Here is a 14,909-nt window from a genome sequence, read left to right on the forward strand (position 1 = left end):
GATTACCCACCCGGCGGGCGGCAGACGTGCGAGACTAGGATTAGTCGACCTGCACGGATCGCCGCCATGGCCGTCCCCAGTCGACAGTGTTGCCATGGCTGACGGCGCGCTGCCAGCTCAGCCCTGTGCAACGGAAAGAGCCGCACCATGAAAGAGACCAAGGGCAAGTCGAAGAAGCCGGCCCCTCCGAAAGCCAATGCATCCAACCCCAGCGTCAAGGGCGAGATGGCCACGCTGTTCAAGAAGAAGTAGCGCCCCGCCCGCCGGCCGGCCTTCGCCCGAAGGTCCGGTCGGTGCTGCTCCAGCTGGATGCGTGGTGCTGCAAAGTGGCAAGCCCAGGCCAGTAAAATTGACATAATGTTATAAATGACATTATGTCGTTTTATGACTCTGAAACCTGCTGCCCCCAAAGGTGCCAAGCGCGCCAGAACCCGTGACGCCCTGCTCGTCTCGGCCCAGACCCTGTTAATGGAGCAGAATGCGTCAGCGCTCGGTTTGCGCCAGATCACCGACCATGCGGGGCTGGTTCATGCGAGTTTCTACACCCACTTTCCCGACGTAACGGCCCTGATCGAGGATCTGGCCGAACTGCTCGCCGCCTCACATGCCGCCGCCATGCTGGGCCTGGGCGTCGGCTTGGCCGATCCGGCCACCCGCTTTGCCCGGATCACCCGCCAGTCCCTGCGGATCATCGGCCAGAAGACGGGTCTGGGACGGCTGATGTTCGATGTTGGCCTGCCGGCCGGCGGCCTTGGAGCCGAGCTACGCCTGCGACTCCATCAGGACATCGCCGAAGGCGTGCAGCTGGGCCTCTTCAAGGCAGACGATCTTGAGATCACCGCCAGCCTGGTCGCCGGTGCCATCAGTGGACTGGCCCTGGATCTGCATCGGGGAGCCCTGCCCCTCGAGTCCATCGATGATGCCACAGAACGGCTGCTGATCCTGCTGGGCGTCGACGGGGACCTGGCCCGGCGGCTTGCGCACGAGCCCGTCGATTTCCCGGCTCCCCGCCCTATGCCGATGCGCTGGCTGGATCTGCCGCAACGTCCGACGCCAGACCTGGGGGAAACGCCGTGACACCGACCAAGACCGCTGGACGGGTTCTCAGCCCGGGCGCGCCGGACTTCGATGCCGCGCTCCGGGACAGTAGCTTCAATGCCCAGGATCCGGGCCACCGACCCAAACTGATCGTCCAGGCCAGGGAGGTCGCCGACGTCGTCGCCGCGGTGAAGCGGGCGCGCGACGAAGGTCTGCGGATCTCCATCTGCTCGGGCGGACACAGCTGGGCGCAAAACCATTTCCGCGAGGGGGCACTCCTGCTTGATCTCTCGCGCCTCAACCTCATCGTCCTCGATGAAGCCAACGGCACGGCAAAGATTGGCCCGGGCTGTCTGGCCGGCGACCTCGACAAGGCCCTGGCCCGCCGCAATCTCTTCTTTCCGACCGCTCACGCCTATACCGTCGGCATGGGTGGCTTCCTCCTGCAAGGCGGCTTTGGTTGGAACAGTCGCGCGCTGGGCCTGGCCTGCCAGAGTGTCATCGGCGTAGACGTCGTTCTGGCTGATGGCTCTATCGTCCACGCCACCGAGCGCGAAAACCCCGAACTGCTTTGGGCCGCCCGCGGCGCTGGCCCAGGCTTCTTTGGTGTCGTGGTCCAGTTTCACCTTCGACTGCATGAACGGCCGAAGTTCATCGGACTCAAGCTCCAGGTCTTCCGCATCCGCCATCTCGAAGAGGTCATGGCTTGGGCCGATGCCGTCGGCCCCGAGGTCCCCGCTTCGGTCGAGTTTCAGATGGTCATGAACCGGCGCGCCATGGGAATCTTCGCCCATGGGCTGGAGGTCTATGGCCCTGTCCTGACCAACAGTCGGCGCGAGGCTCGCGATGCCGTTCGGTTCATTGACCAGGGCCCGCTTCGCAAGAAGGCCAGCCTGACCCTGCCGCTGCTGCCCGTCTCCCTGGGTTTCATGATGAACTCCGGCGAGAAGACCCTTTTCCTGCCCAATACCCGCTGGACGACCGACAGCATGTGGATGGACACTCCCATTTCGCCCCTGCTGCCGGCGATGCGCGACATCGCTGACAGCCAGCCGCCGGCCCCGAGCCATGCCTTGTGGCTGAACTGGAATCCGCCGGCCTCGCGGCCCGACATGGCCTTCTCACTCGAGGCCCGCACCTATCTCGCCCTCTATGGCGGCCTGCGCGGCAAGACCCAAAGACCCGCTGACGAGACCTGGGCGACCGACCACATGCAGGCCCTGCAGCCCCACAGCCGTGGCATTCAACTGGCCGACGAGAATCTGGGGCGACGGCCCGCACCCTTCATGGCTCCGGCCCACCTGAACCGCCTCGAGGCCCTGCGGGCCCGCTTTGACCCCGATGGCCGGTTCAACAGCTATATGGGACCTGCCGGATGAAGAGCAGCAGGCCGGTCCCGGGTCGTTATCTGGGCTATGAGGCGGCGGATCTCGCCCAGCCCTATGCGCCCTTCTTCAAGCCGGACATCGCGCCCCTGGCACCGCACATCTGTGCCGCACTCGATCGCGGCGGCGTACCGGACATCCTGATGCCCGGCCTGGATCGGGCGGCGGAGTCGCTGTTCGGCGACACCTGCGGCCTTGAGGACGGCTTTGTCCTGACGGCAGACGGCGGCATGCGGGTCAGTGTTCGAACGGCGATGCCCGGCGTGACCCCGGCCATGGTCGACTGGTGGTTCGGCTGGCACGGCGATCAGTCGGCCAAGTACAAGCTCTGGCACCCCCAGGCCCATGTCCATGTCGGCTGGCGCACTCCACCGCCCGCAGGCTCTCAGGGGCGCTCTCGCTATGTCGGCCAGACGTCGCTGGTCGACGAGTATATCGGCAGCGATCTCGTGCGCGGCTCCATCCGTTTCGTCCCGCCTACCGAACTGGGCTTGCTCGATCGCACTCTCGAGTACGATCGCGAGGCCACGGTCATCTGCGCGCGGATCGGCCTGGGCGACGCTCCGATCGAGGTGGGCTATCTGGCGCACCATGTCCGCCGGGTCGCGGGCGGCAGTGAAATGCGCTCCAGGTTCTGGATGGGCGGGTCCCACGTCGCCGGCAGGAATCTGGCCGGAACCCTGGCCGCGGCTGTGGCCAAACAGGTGCTGAAGCTGACGGAAAGCGATGCGCGCGCCCTGCTCGTCCATTGCGCCCAGGAGATGCCGCATCTGGCCAGTTTCCTTCCCGGACTGCATGCCCAGTTCAAGGATCAGGCATGACACCCACCGACCGCGCGGCCCACATTGCGGCACGAAACGGCAGACCCTGACATGCGCCTAAGATCGATTTCCGTCCTGCTGTTCCTGCTCCTGGTTTCGGCGGTCGCCATCCTGGCCCTCTGGCCCACCAAGCCCAGGCTGCCGCCGCGTCCGGCCCCGACAGCGCCCTTGCGCGCCAGTCTAACGATCGCCCCACCGGACGAAGCCCTGACCTTTGCGCGCTATCACGATGGCTCAGGCCTGCGAACCATGGCGGTCCGCCGCTATCAGGACGGTGTCGTCACCGGCGTTGATCTGGCCCCGCTGATGCAACCCGGTGAGGACGCCATCGCCCTCTATAACCGCCTGGGCTACGGGGCCGTGGCCGCCTTCATCGATGCGGGCAAACCAAGCCTGAGCCACGACGCGGCGACCCTGACTGTGCCTGTCGACCTGCGGGGTGTGCATGCGGCGGCGGCGACCAACTATCCCGAGCACGCCAATGAGGCCAAGGTCGAGGATGGCCCCTTCATGTTCGCCAAGGTGGCCCAGCCGACCACCCCGCGCGCTGCCGTGCCTGCCATCGACGGCCTGCTCGACTATGAGGTCGAGCTGTGTCTGGTCACATTGAAGCCGTTGCCGGCGACGGGCGGCGCCAGGGGCGGACTGATGCTGTGCAATGACATCACCGACCGCGCGGCCCTGCTGCGCGGGGCCGATATCGCTGACATTACATCGGGCAAGGGCTTCACCGACGGCAAGAGCGGCAGGGGCTTCCTGCCCGTCGGCGACCTGCTGGTCATCCCGCGAGACCTCAAGGCCTACGTCAAACCGCTCGAACTGAACCTGTCCGTCAATGGCCAGGCGCGGCAGCAAACCCGCGTCACCCAGTGGATCTGGGACCTCGATCGCCTTCTTGTCGAAACCGCCAAGCGCAAGGACGCCGTCTGGACCTGGCGCGAGGGTCAGGCCCGCCTGCCGATCAGTGCCGAGGGCGTTCTTCCCGATCGCACCCTGATCCTGGCCGGTACGCCTGCGGGCACGGTGTTCAAGGGGCCCGGGCCCTCAACCCTTGTGCGCGGCGCGCTCGACTGGATGGCCGGCTTCGGAAAGCAAAGCCTCGTCCAGGCCGTCGTCGAAAGAACCATCGCCGACGACAAGGCTTCAGAGGCCTATCTGCAGCCCGGCGATGTGGTGACCATCCGGGTCGACCGGATGGGCACGCTCGAAAACCGTGTCGAACTGCAGGACCAGCCCTAGGGCTTGCCGCCTATTCCCACTCGATCGTGCCGGGGGGCTTGGACGTTACGTCATAGACAACGCGATTGACGCCGCGGACCTCGTTGATGATCCGGGTGGCGGTCTTGCCCAGTACGTCCCAGGGGAACTCGAAGAAGTCGGCGGTCATACCGTCGGTCGAGGTCACCGCCCGCAGGGCCAGGACATTCTCATAGGTGCGGGCGTCGCCCATCACCCCGACGGTCTTGACCGGCAGCAGCACGGCAAAGGCCTGCCAGATCTTGTCGTAGAGTCCGGCCTCGCGGATGGCTTCCAGATAGATGGCATCGGCCTGCTGCAGCACGGCGACCTTCTCGGCGGTGATCTCACCCGGAATCCGGATGGCCAGGCCAGGGCCGGGGAATGGATGGCGACCGACGAAGGCCGGGGCCAGGCCCAGCTCGACCCCGAGGGCGCGGACCTCGTCCTTGAACAGTTCGCGCAGCGGCTCGACCAGCTTCAACTTCATGAAGTCCGGCAGGCCGCCGACATTGTGGTGGCTCTTGATGACCGCCGAAGGGCCACCGCGCGCCGAAACGCTTTCGACCACATCCGGGTAGAGCGTGCCCTGGGCCAGGAAGTCGGCACCGTCGATCTTGGCGGCCTCGCGGTCGAAGATGTCGATGAACTTGCCACCGATGATCTTGCGCTTGGTCTCGGGATCGCTGACCCCGGCCAGGGCCCCGAGGAACTCGGCCCCGGCGTCCACATGGATCAGCGGGATATTGTAGTGGTCGCGGAACAGGGTGACGACCTGATCGGCTTCGTTCTTGCGCAGCAGGCCCGTGTCGACGAAGACACAGGTCAGCTGATCGCCGATCGCTTCATGGATCAGAACGGCGGCGACCGAGCTGTCGACCCCGCCCGACAGGCCACAGATCACCTTGCCGGTCCCGACCTGGGCGCGGATCTTGCCGACCATCTCCTGGCGGAAAGCCGCCATGGTCCAGTCGCCCTTCAGGCCGGCCAAGGCGAGGAAGTTGCGATAGATCTGAGTGCCGTTGACGGTGTGGACCACCTCGGGGTGGAACTGCACGGCGTAGATCTTGCGCGCATCATCGGCGATGGCGGCGAACGGTGCGCCGACCGAAGTCGCAATAACGTCGAAGCCGTCCGGGATGGCGGTGACGCGATCGCCGTGGCTCATCCAAACGGTTTCCAGCTCGCCGACGCCGGCCAGGCCCTCGAACAGCGGACTGGCCTTGCCGATGGTCAGCTCGGCGCGGCCGAACTCGCCGGCATGACCGCCCTCGACCTTCCCGCCCAGCACGTCGCAAAGCAGCTGCTGGCCGTAGCAGATGGCCAGCAGGGGCACGCCCAGATCGAACAGCTTCTTGCCGATGCGGGGGCTGTCGGCTTCCAGCACGCTGGCCGGTCCGCCGGACAGGATGATGGCCGACGGGGCGTAATCATCGACCAGGGCCTCGGCCTTGTCGAACGGATGGATCTCGCAATAGACGCCGGCCTCGCGCACCCGGCGGGCGATCAGCTGGGTGACCTGGCTGCCGAAGTCGACGATCAGAACGCGCTGGTGGTGGGCGGGGGCGGTCATGGCATAGGTCTCCGGCGTCGTTCGGGTCGGACCCTCTTCCCGGGGGAAGACGGCTAGTGAGGTGTTCGTTCCAGCACGGCGGCGAAGAAGCCGTCCGTACCGGCGGTGTGGGGTGTAAGGCGCAGAAAGCCCTGGTCGGTGACATGGCCTGAGATCGCTTCCAGGCTGATCGGCCTGACCGCGAAGCCGGGATGCCCCGCCAGGAAGGCGGCAATGCGATCCTCGTTCTCCTCGACCAGCAGCGAGCAGGTCACATAGATGAGACGTCCGCCGGGTCTGACGAAATCGGCAGCGTCGGTCAGCACGCTGTCCTGCTCGATCTGGCGCTTGGCCAGCTGGTCCGGCGACAGGCGCCACTTGGCATCCGGGTGGCGGCGCCAGGTGCCGGCACCCGTGCAGGGGGCATCGACAAAGACCAGGTCCAGTCGGCCTTCCAGGCCCTTCAGCGGCTCGGCCTCGATCGGAGAGCGGATCTGCAGGTTGCGGACCCCGGCCCTCTGGCCGCGACGGATGGTGTCGGCTAGGCGGCGGGCGTCGCTGTCGTGCGCGAAGATCTGGCCGCTATTGCCCATGGCCGCGGCCAGGGCAAGGGTCTTGCCGCCACCGCCGGCGCAGAAGTCCAGCACCTGCTTGCCCTTGATGTCCCCGGCCAGGGCCGCTGCGATCTGGGAGCCCAGATCCTGGACCTCGAACCAGCCCTTGGTGAAGGCCGGGACGGACTCGACCGACGGCGTCCGGTCCGCGGCCTGGGGTGCGGGAATGCGGAAAGCGTTGGCGAGAATCCCTGCCGGCTCGGCACCGATCAGCGACACGGCCTTGGCCCCGCGCTCGACATCCGTCTTCAGAGTGTTGATGCGCAGGTCGACCGGCGCACGCTGCGAGAGGGCCGCCATTTCCGTGCGAACGCCGTCGCCAAAGGCGCGGAGCAAGCTGGGTTCGAGCCAGTCCGGATAGTCACCCGCCACCGGAGCCGGTGCATCGTCCAGGGACGCCGGTGCCGTCAGTGCCTTGTGCTCGACCTCGGCCAGGGCACCGGGTCCATGCTCCTCGCCCGCCATCTGGGCGATGCGGTCAACCGGCCAGGCCCAGACCTGGGACAGCACGCCCAGCACCACGGCGCGGGCCGAGGTGTCACCCATCATGAAGCCCAGCGATCGCTTCCGACGCAGCGCATCCAGCACCAGCCCCGAGACGAAGGCCCGGTCCTTTGAACCGGCATAGCGCGAGGCTTCGCCCCAGCGCTTCAACGCCATCTTGACTGGAAAATGCCGCGCCTCGATCTCGGTCAGAACCTCGATCGCGGCGGAAACCCGTCCTCCGTCCCGCATGGGCTCAGACCACCAGGGCCAGGAGGATCGCGATGATCCCGAACAGTGACACGAACCAGGCGATACTGCGCACCCAGGGCACGCCGAAGGCATAGAGCGGCAGGTAGGCCACCCGGCCGACGACATAGAGCAAGGCACCGATCGACGTCAGGACGCCGATGCGGCCGCCGAGATAGGTGACCACCACAGCGGCGACGAACAGCGGAAAGGTCTCGCGGAAGTTCGCGAAGGCCCGCTCCAGCCGACCGCCAAGACCGGTCAGCTCGATGCGGGCATCGCGTGGTCCGGCGCTCCACTTCAGACCCCGCTGCACGTCGCCGATAACCGCCACGCACAGCAGATGGACAAGGCCGATCAACACGGCCACGCCCACCATCTGAAGTTCGAACGCCATCCGCATGATCTAGACCGCGCTCGGGTAGTTGGGGGCTTCCCGGGTGATCATCACGTCATGAACGTGGCTCTCGCGCAGGCCGGCACCGGTGATGCGCACAAAGCGGGCGCGATTCTGGAACTCGGCGATCGTCGGCGCACCGACATAGCCCATGGCGGCCCGAAGACCGCCGACCAGCTGGTGCAGCACCGGAGCAATGGCACCCTTGAAAGGCGTTTGGCCTTCAATGCCTTCCGGCACCAACTTGAAGCTGTCGGTCACTTCCTTCTGGAAGTAGCGATCGGCCGAGCCGCGAGCCATGGCACCCACCGAGCCCATGCCGCGATAGCTCTTATAAGAGCGCCCCTGGTACAGGAACACCTCGCCCGGTGCCTCTTCGGTGCCAGCAAACATCGAGCCCATCATGGCCGTGCTAGCCCCGGCGGCGATCGCCTTGGCCAGGTCGCCGGAATACTTGATCCCGCCGTCGGCGATGACCGGCGTACCGCTTTCACGGGCGGCGCGGACGGCCTCCATGATTGCGGTCAACTGCGGTACACCCACGCCCGCGACGATGCGGGTGGTGCAGATCGAGCCCGGACCGATACCCACCTTCACGGCATCGGCACCAGCGTCGATCAGCGCGCGGGCGGCGTCATAGGTGGCGATATTGCCGGCCACGATCTGGACGCGGTTGGCTTCACGTTTCAAACGGCTGACGGCCTGGGCCACCTGGCTGGAGTGGCCATGGGCGGTGTCGATGACGACCACATCGACGCCGGCGTCGACCAGGCCCATCGAGCGCTCAAAGCCGGCGTCGCCGACGGTCGAGGCGGCACCGACCAGCAGCCGACCCTTGTCGTCCTTGGCGGCCAGGGGGTGAGCCTGGGCCTTCTCGATGTCCTTCACCGTGATCAGGCCGACGGCGCGATAGGCGTCGTCGACGACGATCAGCCGCTCGATCTTGTGCTTGCGAAGCAGTTCGCGCGCCTCGCGGTGATCAATGCCTTCGGACACCGTGATCAGATTTTCGCGGGTCATCAGCGACGAGGCCGGAACGTTGGCGTCCCCCTCGAAGCGCATGTCGCGATTGGTCAGAATGCCGACCAGCTTGCCTGTGTCGCGTTCGACCACCGGGAAGCCCGAGATCTTGCGGCGCGCCTTGATCTCGCGGATCTCAGCCAGGGTGGTTTCCGGATTGATGGTCAGCGGATTGATGACCATGCCGCTTTCGTAGCGCTTCACTTCGCGCACATGGTCAGCCTGTTCGTCCACCGTCAGGTTGCGGTGCAGGATGCCCATGCCGCCGGCCTGGGCCATGGCGATGGCGAGGCGGCTTTCCGTCACCGTGTCCATGGCAGCGGACACAAGCGGGATGTTCAGACTGATTTCACGCGTGAACTTGGTCTCGGTCGTCACCTGGGTCGGCATGACGTCGGACGGACCGGGTTCGAGCAAAACGTCGTCGAAGGTGAGCCCTTCGCGAATCTCCATGGGAGTCTCCATTTTGCGGCGCGGGTATAGCGGCGAGGCTTGGGTTTGTCGAGGCGCTCAAGACACTTCGCGAACCCGATCTAGGCCTTGGCCAAAGGCGCGTCCTCGAAGAGACGGTCCAATGCGCTCCGTCCGAGCTTGGAGAGCAACACCAGACCGTCACCAGGCTCGACGATATGGTCAGCGAGAGGCCTCGTGACGACAGTTCCGTTCGGGCGATTGATCTGCAGCAGGAAGGCGCTGCGGGCACGGCGCTCGATCTCGCCGACCGTCAATGTGCCGGGGGCGACATCCTGCGGCACGACCAGGATTTCGAGATCCAGGCCGAGACGGTCGAGGGCCCGGTCGAGCGACCCGCTGGCCTGTCCGCCCCGGAAGATCTGGGCCATTTCAGGGAACAGGATCAGTTCAGCGATCCGTTCAGCCCCGATGTGGGTCGGCAACACCACCCGGTCCGCGCCGGCCTGCAGCAGCTTGCCCTCCGTCGACGGTCGCTCCCCGCGGGCGATGATCTGCAGGTTGGAGTTAAGGCTGCGCGCCGAGAGCGTGATAAACACATTGTCGGCGTCATCGGCCAGGACTGTGGCCAGCACCTTGGCGCGCTCGATATGCACGGCCTTCAGCAACGCTTCGTCTGTTGCGTCGCCTTGCCGGCAAAGATGCCCGAGTTCGAGGGCTTGATGAGCGCGGGCGTCGTCGCGCTCGATGACCACCAGCGGCGCTCCGGCCGCAGCCAGTTCACTCGCCAGCATCATCCCGATCCGGCCAAAGCCACAGATGATGGTATGGCCTTCCAGCCGTTCGATGGTTTTTTCCACGCGTTTGCCGAAAAATTGCTCTAGCTGGTTGAGGGTCAGGACCTGGACGAGCGCGCCCGTGACCACAATGGTCCCGGTGCAGCCAAAGATCATTGTGGCGATGGTCACGGCGCGCAGGTAGGCCGTGTCGACCGGGTTAACCTCTCCATATCCGACCGTGAAAATGGTGAGGGTGACCATATAGGCCGCGTCGGCGAGACTCCATCCCGCCAGGCCGTAGGAGGCCGTCGAGAGCGCGCCGACGACCAGAACGAACAGCACGGCATAGATCAGATTTCGCAATGGACGCGAGAGAAGATCCTTCAGCATCCGCCGACCGCCCTCACCGCCCCCGGAACCCCGTCGCGACCAGGAAGACCTCCGAGCTGTCAGCCCGGCTGGCCTTGGGCTTGAAGTGCACGACCCGGTCGAAGTTCTTCTTCAGCCGGGCAATGACGTCCGCCGTTTCCCCGCCCTGGAAAGCCTTGGCGACAAAGGCACCGCCGGGCTTGAGCACGTCTATGGCGAACTCGGCCCCCATCTCGATCAGGCCCACGATACGAAGGTGGTCGGTCTCCCGGTGACCCACGGTGTTGGGGGCCATGTCCGACAGCACAACGTCCGGCGCACCGCCCAGCAGTTCGATCAGCCTGGGCGGACAGGCATTGTCGGTGAAGTCCATTTCCAGGATGTGGGCCGGCGCAACCGGATCAACGGGCAGCAGATCGACGCCGACCAGCTGGGTCACACCGCGCTCGACCGCGATCTGTAGCCAGCCGCCCGGGGCGCAGCCCAGGTCGATGACCCGGACCCCCTTCTTGAAGAAGCCGAACTTCTCGTCGATCTCGCTGATCTTGAAGGCCGCGCGGCTGCGATAGCCCAGCGCGCGGGCCTTGGCCGAGAACGGGTCATTGATCTGGCGCTCGAGCCAGGCCTGTTGCGACGTGGTCCGGCCATAGGTCTTTTTCAGGCGTGCCGGCTTGGTGCGACCAGCGTCGGTCCCGCCGACTGGCGGCTTGACCATGCGCTTGCGGGGCGGTTCTTCTTCGGTCATTCGGACACCGGCTTGAACTTGGACGCCCCGCCCCGGCGTCGCCGACGCGGGCGACGCTGCTGTTCGGACATCAGGGACATCAGAAGCCCCTCTCTAAGCCCTCGATCGGCTACACGCACGCGCGAACACGGCCAAAGCTCCTGAACGGCCTGCAGAATTGCTGCACCGGCCAGGACGAGGTCCGCACGGTCGGCACCGATGCAGGGCTCCAGGGCCCGTTCGGCGGCCGTAAGACTCAGCAATCGGTCCGCCGCGATCTCGCAATCCCGGCGGTCCATCCAGAGGCCGTCGACGATGGTGCGGTCATAGCGCTGCAGGCCAAGGTGCAGGCCGGCCAGGCTGGTGATCGCGCCCGAGGTTCCGACCAGATGGGCCCGCCCGCTGGCAAACACTTCGCGCATCGGTTCGGCGTGCGGGAAGTCTGCAATCCTCGCCTTGACGTCTTCGACCATGGCCCGGAACCAGACCTCATCGGCCCGCTCGCCCTCTGGGAAGCGTTCGGCCAGGGTCACCACCCCGACCGGTATCGACAGCCAGGCCTTGATCGGCAGTTTCCAGGCGGCGAACTGGCGCGGCTTGGCATCCAGCCCTTCGCCTTTCAGATCAACCCAGGACAGTTCGGTCGAGCCGCCCCCGACATCGACCACCAGGGCGGCGTCAGACTGGCGATCGAACAGGCTCATGCAGCCGGCGACCGAAAGCTGGGCCTCCTCGCGCGGCGTGATGATCTGCAGCCGCAGGCCGGTTTCTTCCGCCACCCGGGCCACAAAGGCCGCGCCATTGTCTGCGCCCCGGCAGGCCTGGGTCGCCACGGCCTTGATCTTGATCGCCTTGCGCCGGCGGATCTTCTCGGCGCAGACCTTCAGGGCTGCCATCGAGCGGTCCATGGCGGCATCGGACAGGCGACCGGTCTGGGACAGGCCTTCACCCAGGCGCACGATGCGGGAATAGGCCTCGACGACACGGAAACCGCGCGGAGACGGCGTCGCCACCAGGAGGCGACAGTTGTTGGTGCCAAGGTCGAGTGCCGCATAGCACGACTGCTCGCCCGGCGGCCGCCGACGCCGCCCGTTCTCCTCTCGAGGAGCTCTCGGGGCGTCGGGCGCACGCAGCGCCTCCGACATGGTCTTTCCACCTTGTCTTGCAGGTGCCGCAAATCACGACACCTCACTTCGCCGACAAGCATAGCAACGCAGGCGCAGGGCGAAAGGCTTGTTCTCCGCCTGCGGAATTCTGCGTTCAGGATTCAGTCAGGTGGTCCTGCTATCATCCCGTCCATGAATTCGAGATTCGCCAAGTTTGCGATCGGCCAGGTGGTCAAGCACCGGATCTTTCCGTTCCGGGGCGTGGTGTTCGATGTCGATCCGGTTTTCGCCAATACCGATGAATGGTGGGAATCGATCCCGGAAGACATCCGGCCCATCAAGGACCAGCCCTTCTATCACCTGCTGGCCGAGAACGACGAGAACACCTACGTGGCCTATGTGTCGGAACAGAACCTGCTGGCCGACGAGACCGGCGAGCCGGTGCAGCATCCGCAGACGGCGGTGATCTTTGAGTCCTTCGATCACGGCGCCTACAAGCTTCGCCCCCGGATCTCACACTAGACGCAAGATTCATCCGAATGTTTCGGATCCCGAGGCAAATTCCGAACGATATTTGCGGCATGCGGGGCGTAGCGTCACTGCATGAGCGCTGACGGTTTTTCCCCCTCGCCGCCGCCCGGAGCCCGGGCGGACTGGACCATCGATCAGGGTTGGGATCGCTATTCCCAGGCCGAGCACGAGGTCTGGATCACCCTCTATGAACGCCAGACGGCCATGCTGCCGGGTCGGGCCTGCGATGCCTTTCTGCGCGGCCTCGACGCTCTGGACCTGCACCGTTCCGGTATCCCCGATTTCGCCCGCATCAATGAAGAACTGCAACGCCTGACCGGCTGGAGCGTGGTCGCGGTGCCAGGCCTGGTGCCTGACGACGTGTTCTTCGACCATCTGGCCCATCGCCGATTCCCGGCGGGCCAGTTCATCCGCAAGCCCGACGAACTCGACTATCTGCAGGAACCCGACATCTTCCACGATGTGTTCGGGCACGTGCCGATGCTGACCGATCCGGTCTTCGCCGACTACATGCAGGCCTATGGACAGGGCGGCCAAAGAGCCCTGGACCTGGGCCATCTGGCCCACCTCGCGCGTCTCTACTGGTACACGGTCGAGTTCGGCCTGATGCAGACGGCGGAGGGTCTACGGATCTATGGGGCGGGCATAGTCTCGTCGCGGTCGGAGTCACTGTTCGCCCTGGACGATCCGTCCCCCAACCGCATCGGGTTCGATCTCGAGCGGGTGATGCGCACCCCCTACCGGATCGACGACTTCCAGCAGGCCTATTTCGTCATCGACTCCATCCAGACACTGCAGGACGTCACCCTCCGGGATTTCGGGTCGCTCTATGATCGTCTGGCCGTCGCCAGCGACATCGGTATCGCGCAGATCCTGCCCGGCGACACCGTGTTCACCTGCGGGACCCAGGCCTATGCGCTTGGCGGCGGACGGCTGGCGACTGACCGGGGCTGAGACTTCAGGCCAAACAGCCACCGCACGATCGGAATGCGGCGGACGACCTCATAGCAACCGAAACAACCGGCAAAGGTGGCGACCACCAGCAGGCCGGCCTCCTGGCCCTGGGGAAGTCCCAAGGCCGCAAGGTGATGCGCCAGGACCACGATCAGGGTCTGGTGGACAATGTAGAGCGGGAAGACCGCCAGGGTCAGGTAGCGAAGGACCGGCGCATCACGGTTCAGGTGCTTGGCCCCAAAGCCCAGGATGGCCGCGATCGCGCACCACTGGTCGGTGGCATAGACGCAACGCATCACCAGTCGCAGGGCCTCGGGCGGGTTGGCGTCATCAGCGCGATAGACCCATGCATAGCTCGCCCATCCCGCCCAACAGACCAGGGCCAAGGCAAGGGCCGTCCAGCGCACACTGACCAGGCGACCGCGCAGAACCTCGGACTTGGCCAGCCCAAAGCCCAGAAGGAAGGCCGCGAATGACACGGCGTGATTGTACCAGTCATCGGTCAGGGCATGACTGATCTCGAACAGCGGCAAGAGCACGATGCGGGTCAGGGCCAGGTAGACTACGGGCCAGATCAACAGCCCTATCCCCTTAAGCACCCGCTCCAGACCGGCTTGCAGCCGATCGCCCAGCCTGGGACTGATCCTCAACAGCAGAGCCAGGACCAACGAATAAACAAGCAGATAGGCCACGAACCACATGTGGTTCCAGGTCGGGGTGACAAGGCATTCGCCCTCATCGGGCCCACACCATTGGCCCGAAGCTGTGGCGTACTTCAGCCAGAACTCGCCATAGGACTCGAACCCCGTGGCCCAGCCGGGATGAGCGGCCGCGTATTCAATGACCTGAAAATAGCTCTGCGGCGGCACGATCACGAACATGGCGAAGGCCAGCGGTGGCAGCAGCCGCGCAATCCGCGCCGTGGTCAGTTTTCCGACCGTGACCTTGTCGGCCATGAACCGCGTCGCGGCGCCGGACACCAGAAACAGCAGGGTCAGTCGCCAGGGATTCGTCAATTGCATCAGGGGCTCAAGAGCCTCGACCGGATGCGGGCTCTTCACGTGCCAGTCCCAGGGCACATAGAACATGCCGACGTGATACAGAATGAGCAGGAAGAACGCGCCGACCCGGATCCAGTCCAGGTCGTAGCGGCGGTCGAAGGAAGATGTCGTCGTGGTCATGAAGAGGCACCCGGCTTGAAAAGGGATGCGAAGGTCGTGCCTCGAGCCCTCCAGGCCCG

14 protein-coding genes are annotated in these 14,909 nt (G+C 65.4%); 6 read left to right on the forward strand and 8 right to left on the reverse strand.

The window, feature by feature from the left end; all coding sequences use genetic code 11:
* The first annotated feature begins 384 nt into the window (after positions 1 to 384).
* The 4 genes from ACW17U_RS08670 to ACW17U_RS08685 are packed head-to-tail and all read left to right on the forward strand — an operon-like array spanning position 385 to position 4,483.
* A complete protein-coding gene (locus tag ACW17U_RS08670) occupies positions 385 to 1,077 on the forward strand; it encodes a TetR/AcrR family transcriptional regulator (RefSeq protein ID WP_062146158.1) in 693 nt (230 codons plus the stop codon).
* Positions 1,074 to 2,417, forward strand: a complete 1,344-nt coding sequence (locus ACW17U_RS08675; RefSeq protein ID WP_492055555.1) for an FAD-binding oxidoreductase — start codon at positions 1,074 to 1,076, stop codon at positions 2,415 to 2,417. The genes ACW17U_RS08670 and ACW17U_RS08675 overlap by 4 nt, the downstream gene beginning before the upstream one ends.
* Positions 2,414 to 3,244 carry a DAPG hydrolase family protein gene (locus ACW17U_RS08680; RefSeq protein ID WP_492055556.1) on the forward strand — a complete coding sequence of 277 codons (831 nt, stop codon included), beginning with the start codon at positions 2,414 to 2,416 and terminating at the stop codon, positions 3,242 to 3,244. Before ACW17U_RS08675 ends, ACW17U_RS08680 begins: the two co-directional genes overlap by 4 nt.
* A gap of 51 nt (positions 3,245 to 3,295) precedes the next feature.
* The gene (locus tag ACW17U_RS08685) at positions 3,296 to 4,483 is read left to right on the forward strand and encodes a fumarylacetoacetate hydrolase family protein (RefSeq protein ID WP_492055557.1); all 1,188 of its coding nucleotides are present in this window, start codon (positions 3,296 to 3,298) and stop codon (positions 4,481 to 4,483) included.
* Between the two features lie 10 nt (positions 4,484 to 4,493).
* Here the strand turns inward: ACW17U_RS08685 and guaA are convergent, their stop codons facing one another.
* From guaA to ACW17U_RS08720, 7 genes are all read right to left on the reverse strand, one after another.
* A complete protein-coding gene (guaA, locus tag ACW17U_RS08690; RefSeq protein ID WP_492055558.1) occupies positions 4,494 to 6,053 on the reverse strand; it encodes a glutamine-hydrolyzing GMP synthase in 1,560 nt (519 codons plus the stop codon).
* Positions 6,054 to 6,106: 53 nt separating this feature from the next.
* On the reverse strand, positions 6,107 to 7,381 hold the full coding sequence (locus ACW17U_RS08695; protein ID WP_492055559.1) for an RsmB/NOP family class I SAM-dependent RNA methyltransferase: 1,275 nt from the start codon (positions 7,379 to 7,381) through the stop codon (positions 6,107 to 6,109).
* A 4-nt stretch (positions 7,382 to 7,385) separates the two neighbouring features.
* Complete coding sequence (locus ACW17U_RS08700; protein WP_492055560.1) at positions 7,386 to 7,775, reverse strand: MAPEG family protein; 390 nt, start codon at positions 7,773 to 7,775, stop codon at positions 7,386 to 7,388.
* A gap of 9 nt (positions 7,776 to 7,784) precedes the next feature.
* Complete coding sequence (gene guaB / locus ACW17U_RS08705; RefSeq protein ID WP_492055561.1) at positions 7,785 to 9,248, reverse strand: IMP dehydrogenase; 1,464 nt, start codon at positions 9,246 to 9,248, stop codon at positions 7,785 to 7,787.
* Between the two features lie 80 nt (positions 9,249 to 9,328).
* Positions 9,329 to 10,327 carry a potassium channel family protein gene (locus ACW17U_RS08710; protein ID WP_492055562.1) on the reverse strand — a complete coding sequence of 333 codons (999 nt, stop codon included), beginning with the start codon at positions 10,325 to 10,327 and terminating at the stop codon, positions 9,329 to 9,331.
* A gap of 61 nt (positions 10,328 to 10,388) precedes the next feature.
* Positions 10,389 to 11,099 (reverse strand): RlmE family RNA methyltransferase, encoded by a 711-nt coding sequence (locus tag ACW17U_RS08715; RefSeq protein ID WP_492055563.1) that lies wholly within the window; start codon positions 11,097 to 11,099, stop codon positions 10,389 to 10,391.
* Positions 11,096 to 12,223, reverse strand: coding sequence for a Ppx/GppA phosphatase family protein (locus tag ACW17U_RS08720; RefSeq protein WP_492055564.1), 1,128 nt, complete (start codon positions 12,221 to 12,223; stop codon positions 11,096 to 11,098). Before ACW17U_RS08720 ends, ACW17U_RS08715 begins: the two co-directional genes overlap by 4 nt.
* Positions 12,224 to 12,376: 153 nt before the next feature.
* Between ACW17U_RS08720 and hspQ the strand changes: the two genes are divergently transcribed.
* Positions 12,377 to 12,706: a heat shock protein HspQ gene (gene hspQ, locus ACW17U_RS08725; RefSeq protein WP_062146137.1), complete on the forward strand. Its 330-nt coding sequence runs from the start codon at positions 12,377 to 12,379 to the stop codon at positions 12,704 to 12,706.
* An 81-nt stretch (positions 12,707 to 12,787) separates the two neighbouring features.
* A complete protein-coding gene (gene phhA / locus ACW17U_RS08730; protein WP_492055565.1) occupies positions 12,788 to 13,669 on the forward strand; it encodes a phenylalanine 4-monooxygenase in 882 nt (293 codons plus the stop codon).
* Here phhA and ACW17U_RS08735 read toward each other — a convergent pair.
* Positions 13,627 to 14,850, reverse strand: coding sequence for an acyltransferase family protein (locus ACW17U_RS08735; RefSeq protein WP_492055566.1), 1,224 nt, complete (start codon positions 14,848 to 14,850; stop codon positions 13,627 to 13,629). The genes phhA and ACW17U_RS08735 overlap by 43 nt on opposite strands.
* Positions 14,851 to 14,909: the final 59 nt, after the last annotated feature.

This window comes from Caulobacter sp. AVps16 (genome assembly GCF_058681455.1).

Excerpts from the sequence above, each read along its gene's own strand:
- ACW17U_RS08670 (WP_062146158.1), top strand. The coding sequence starts at position 385 with ATGACTCTGAAACCTGCTGCCCCCAAAGGTGCCAAGCGCGCCAGAACC.
- ACW17U_RS08680 (WP_492055556.1), top strand. The coding sequence starts at position 2,414 with ATGAAGAGCAGCAGGCCGGTCCCGGGTCGTTATCTGGGCTATGAGGCG.
- ACW17U_RS08685 (WP_492055557.1), top strand. The coding sequence starts at position 3,296 with ATGCGCCTAAGATCGATTTCCGTCCTGCTGTTCCTGCTCCTGGTTTCG.
- guaA (WP_492055558.1), bottom strand. The coding sequence starts at position 6,053 with ATGACCGCCCCCGCCCACCACCAGCGCGTTCTGATCGTCGACTTCGGC.
- ACW17U_RS08695 (WP_492055559.1), bottom strand. The coding sequence starts at position 7,381 with ATGCGGGACGGAGGACGGGTTTCCGCCGCGATCGAGGTTCTGACCGAG.
- ACW17U_RS08700 (WP_492055560.1), bottom strand. The coding sequence starts at position 7,775 with ATGGCGTTCGAACTTCAGATGGTGGGCGTGGCCGTGTTGATCGGCCTT.
- guaB (WP_492055561.1), bottom strand. The coding sequence starts at position 9,248 with ATGGAGATTCGCGAAGGGCTCACCTTCGACGACGTTTTGCTCGAACCC.
- ACW17U_RS08715 (WP_492055563.1), bottom strand. The coding sequence starts at position 11,099 with ATGACCGAAGAAGAACCGCCCCGCAAGCGCATGGTCAAGCCGCCAGTC.
- ACW17U_RS08720 (WP_492055564.1), bottom strand. The coding sequence starts at position 12,223 with ATGTCGGAGGCGCTGCGTGCGCCCGACGCCCCGAGAGCTCCTCGAGAG.
- hspQ (WP_062146137.1), top strand. The coding sequence starts at position 12,377 with ATGAATTCGAGATTCGCCAAGTTTGCGATCGGCCAGGTGGTCAAGCAC.
- phhA (WP_492055565.1), top strand. The coding sequence starts at position 12,788 with ATGAGCGCTGACGGTTTTTCCCCCTCGCCGCCGCCCGGAGCCCGGGCG.
- ACW17U_RS08735 (WP_492055566.1), bottom strand. The coding sequence starts at position 14,850 with ATGACCACGACGACATCTTCCTTCGACCGCCGCTACGACCTGGACTGG.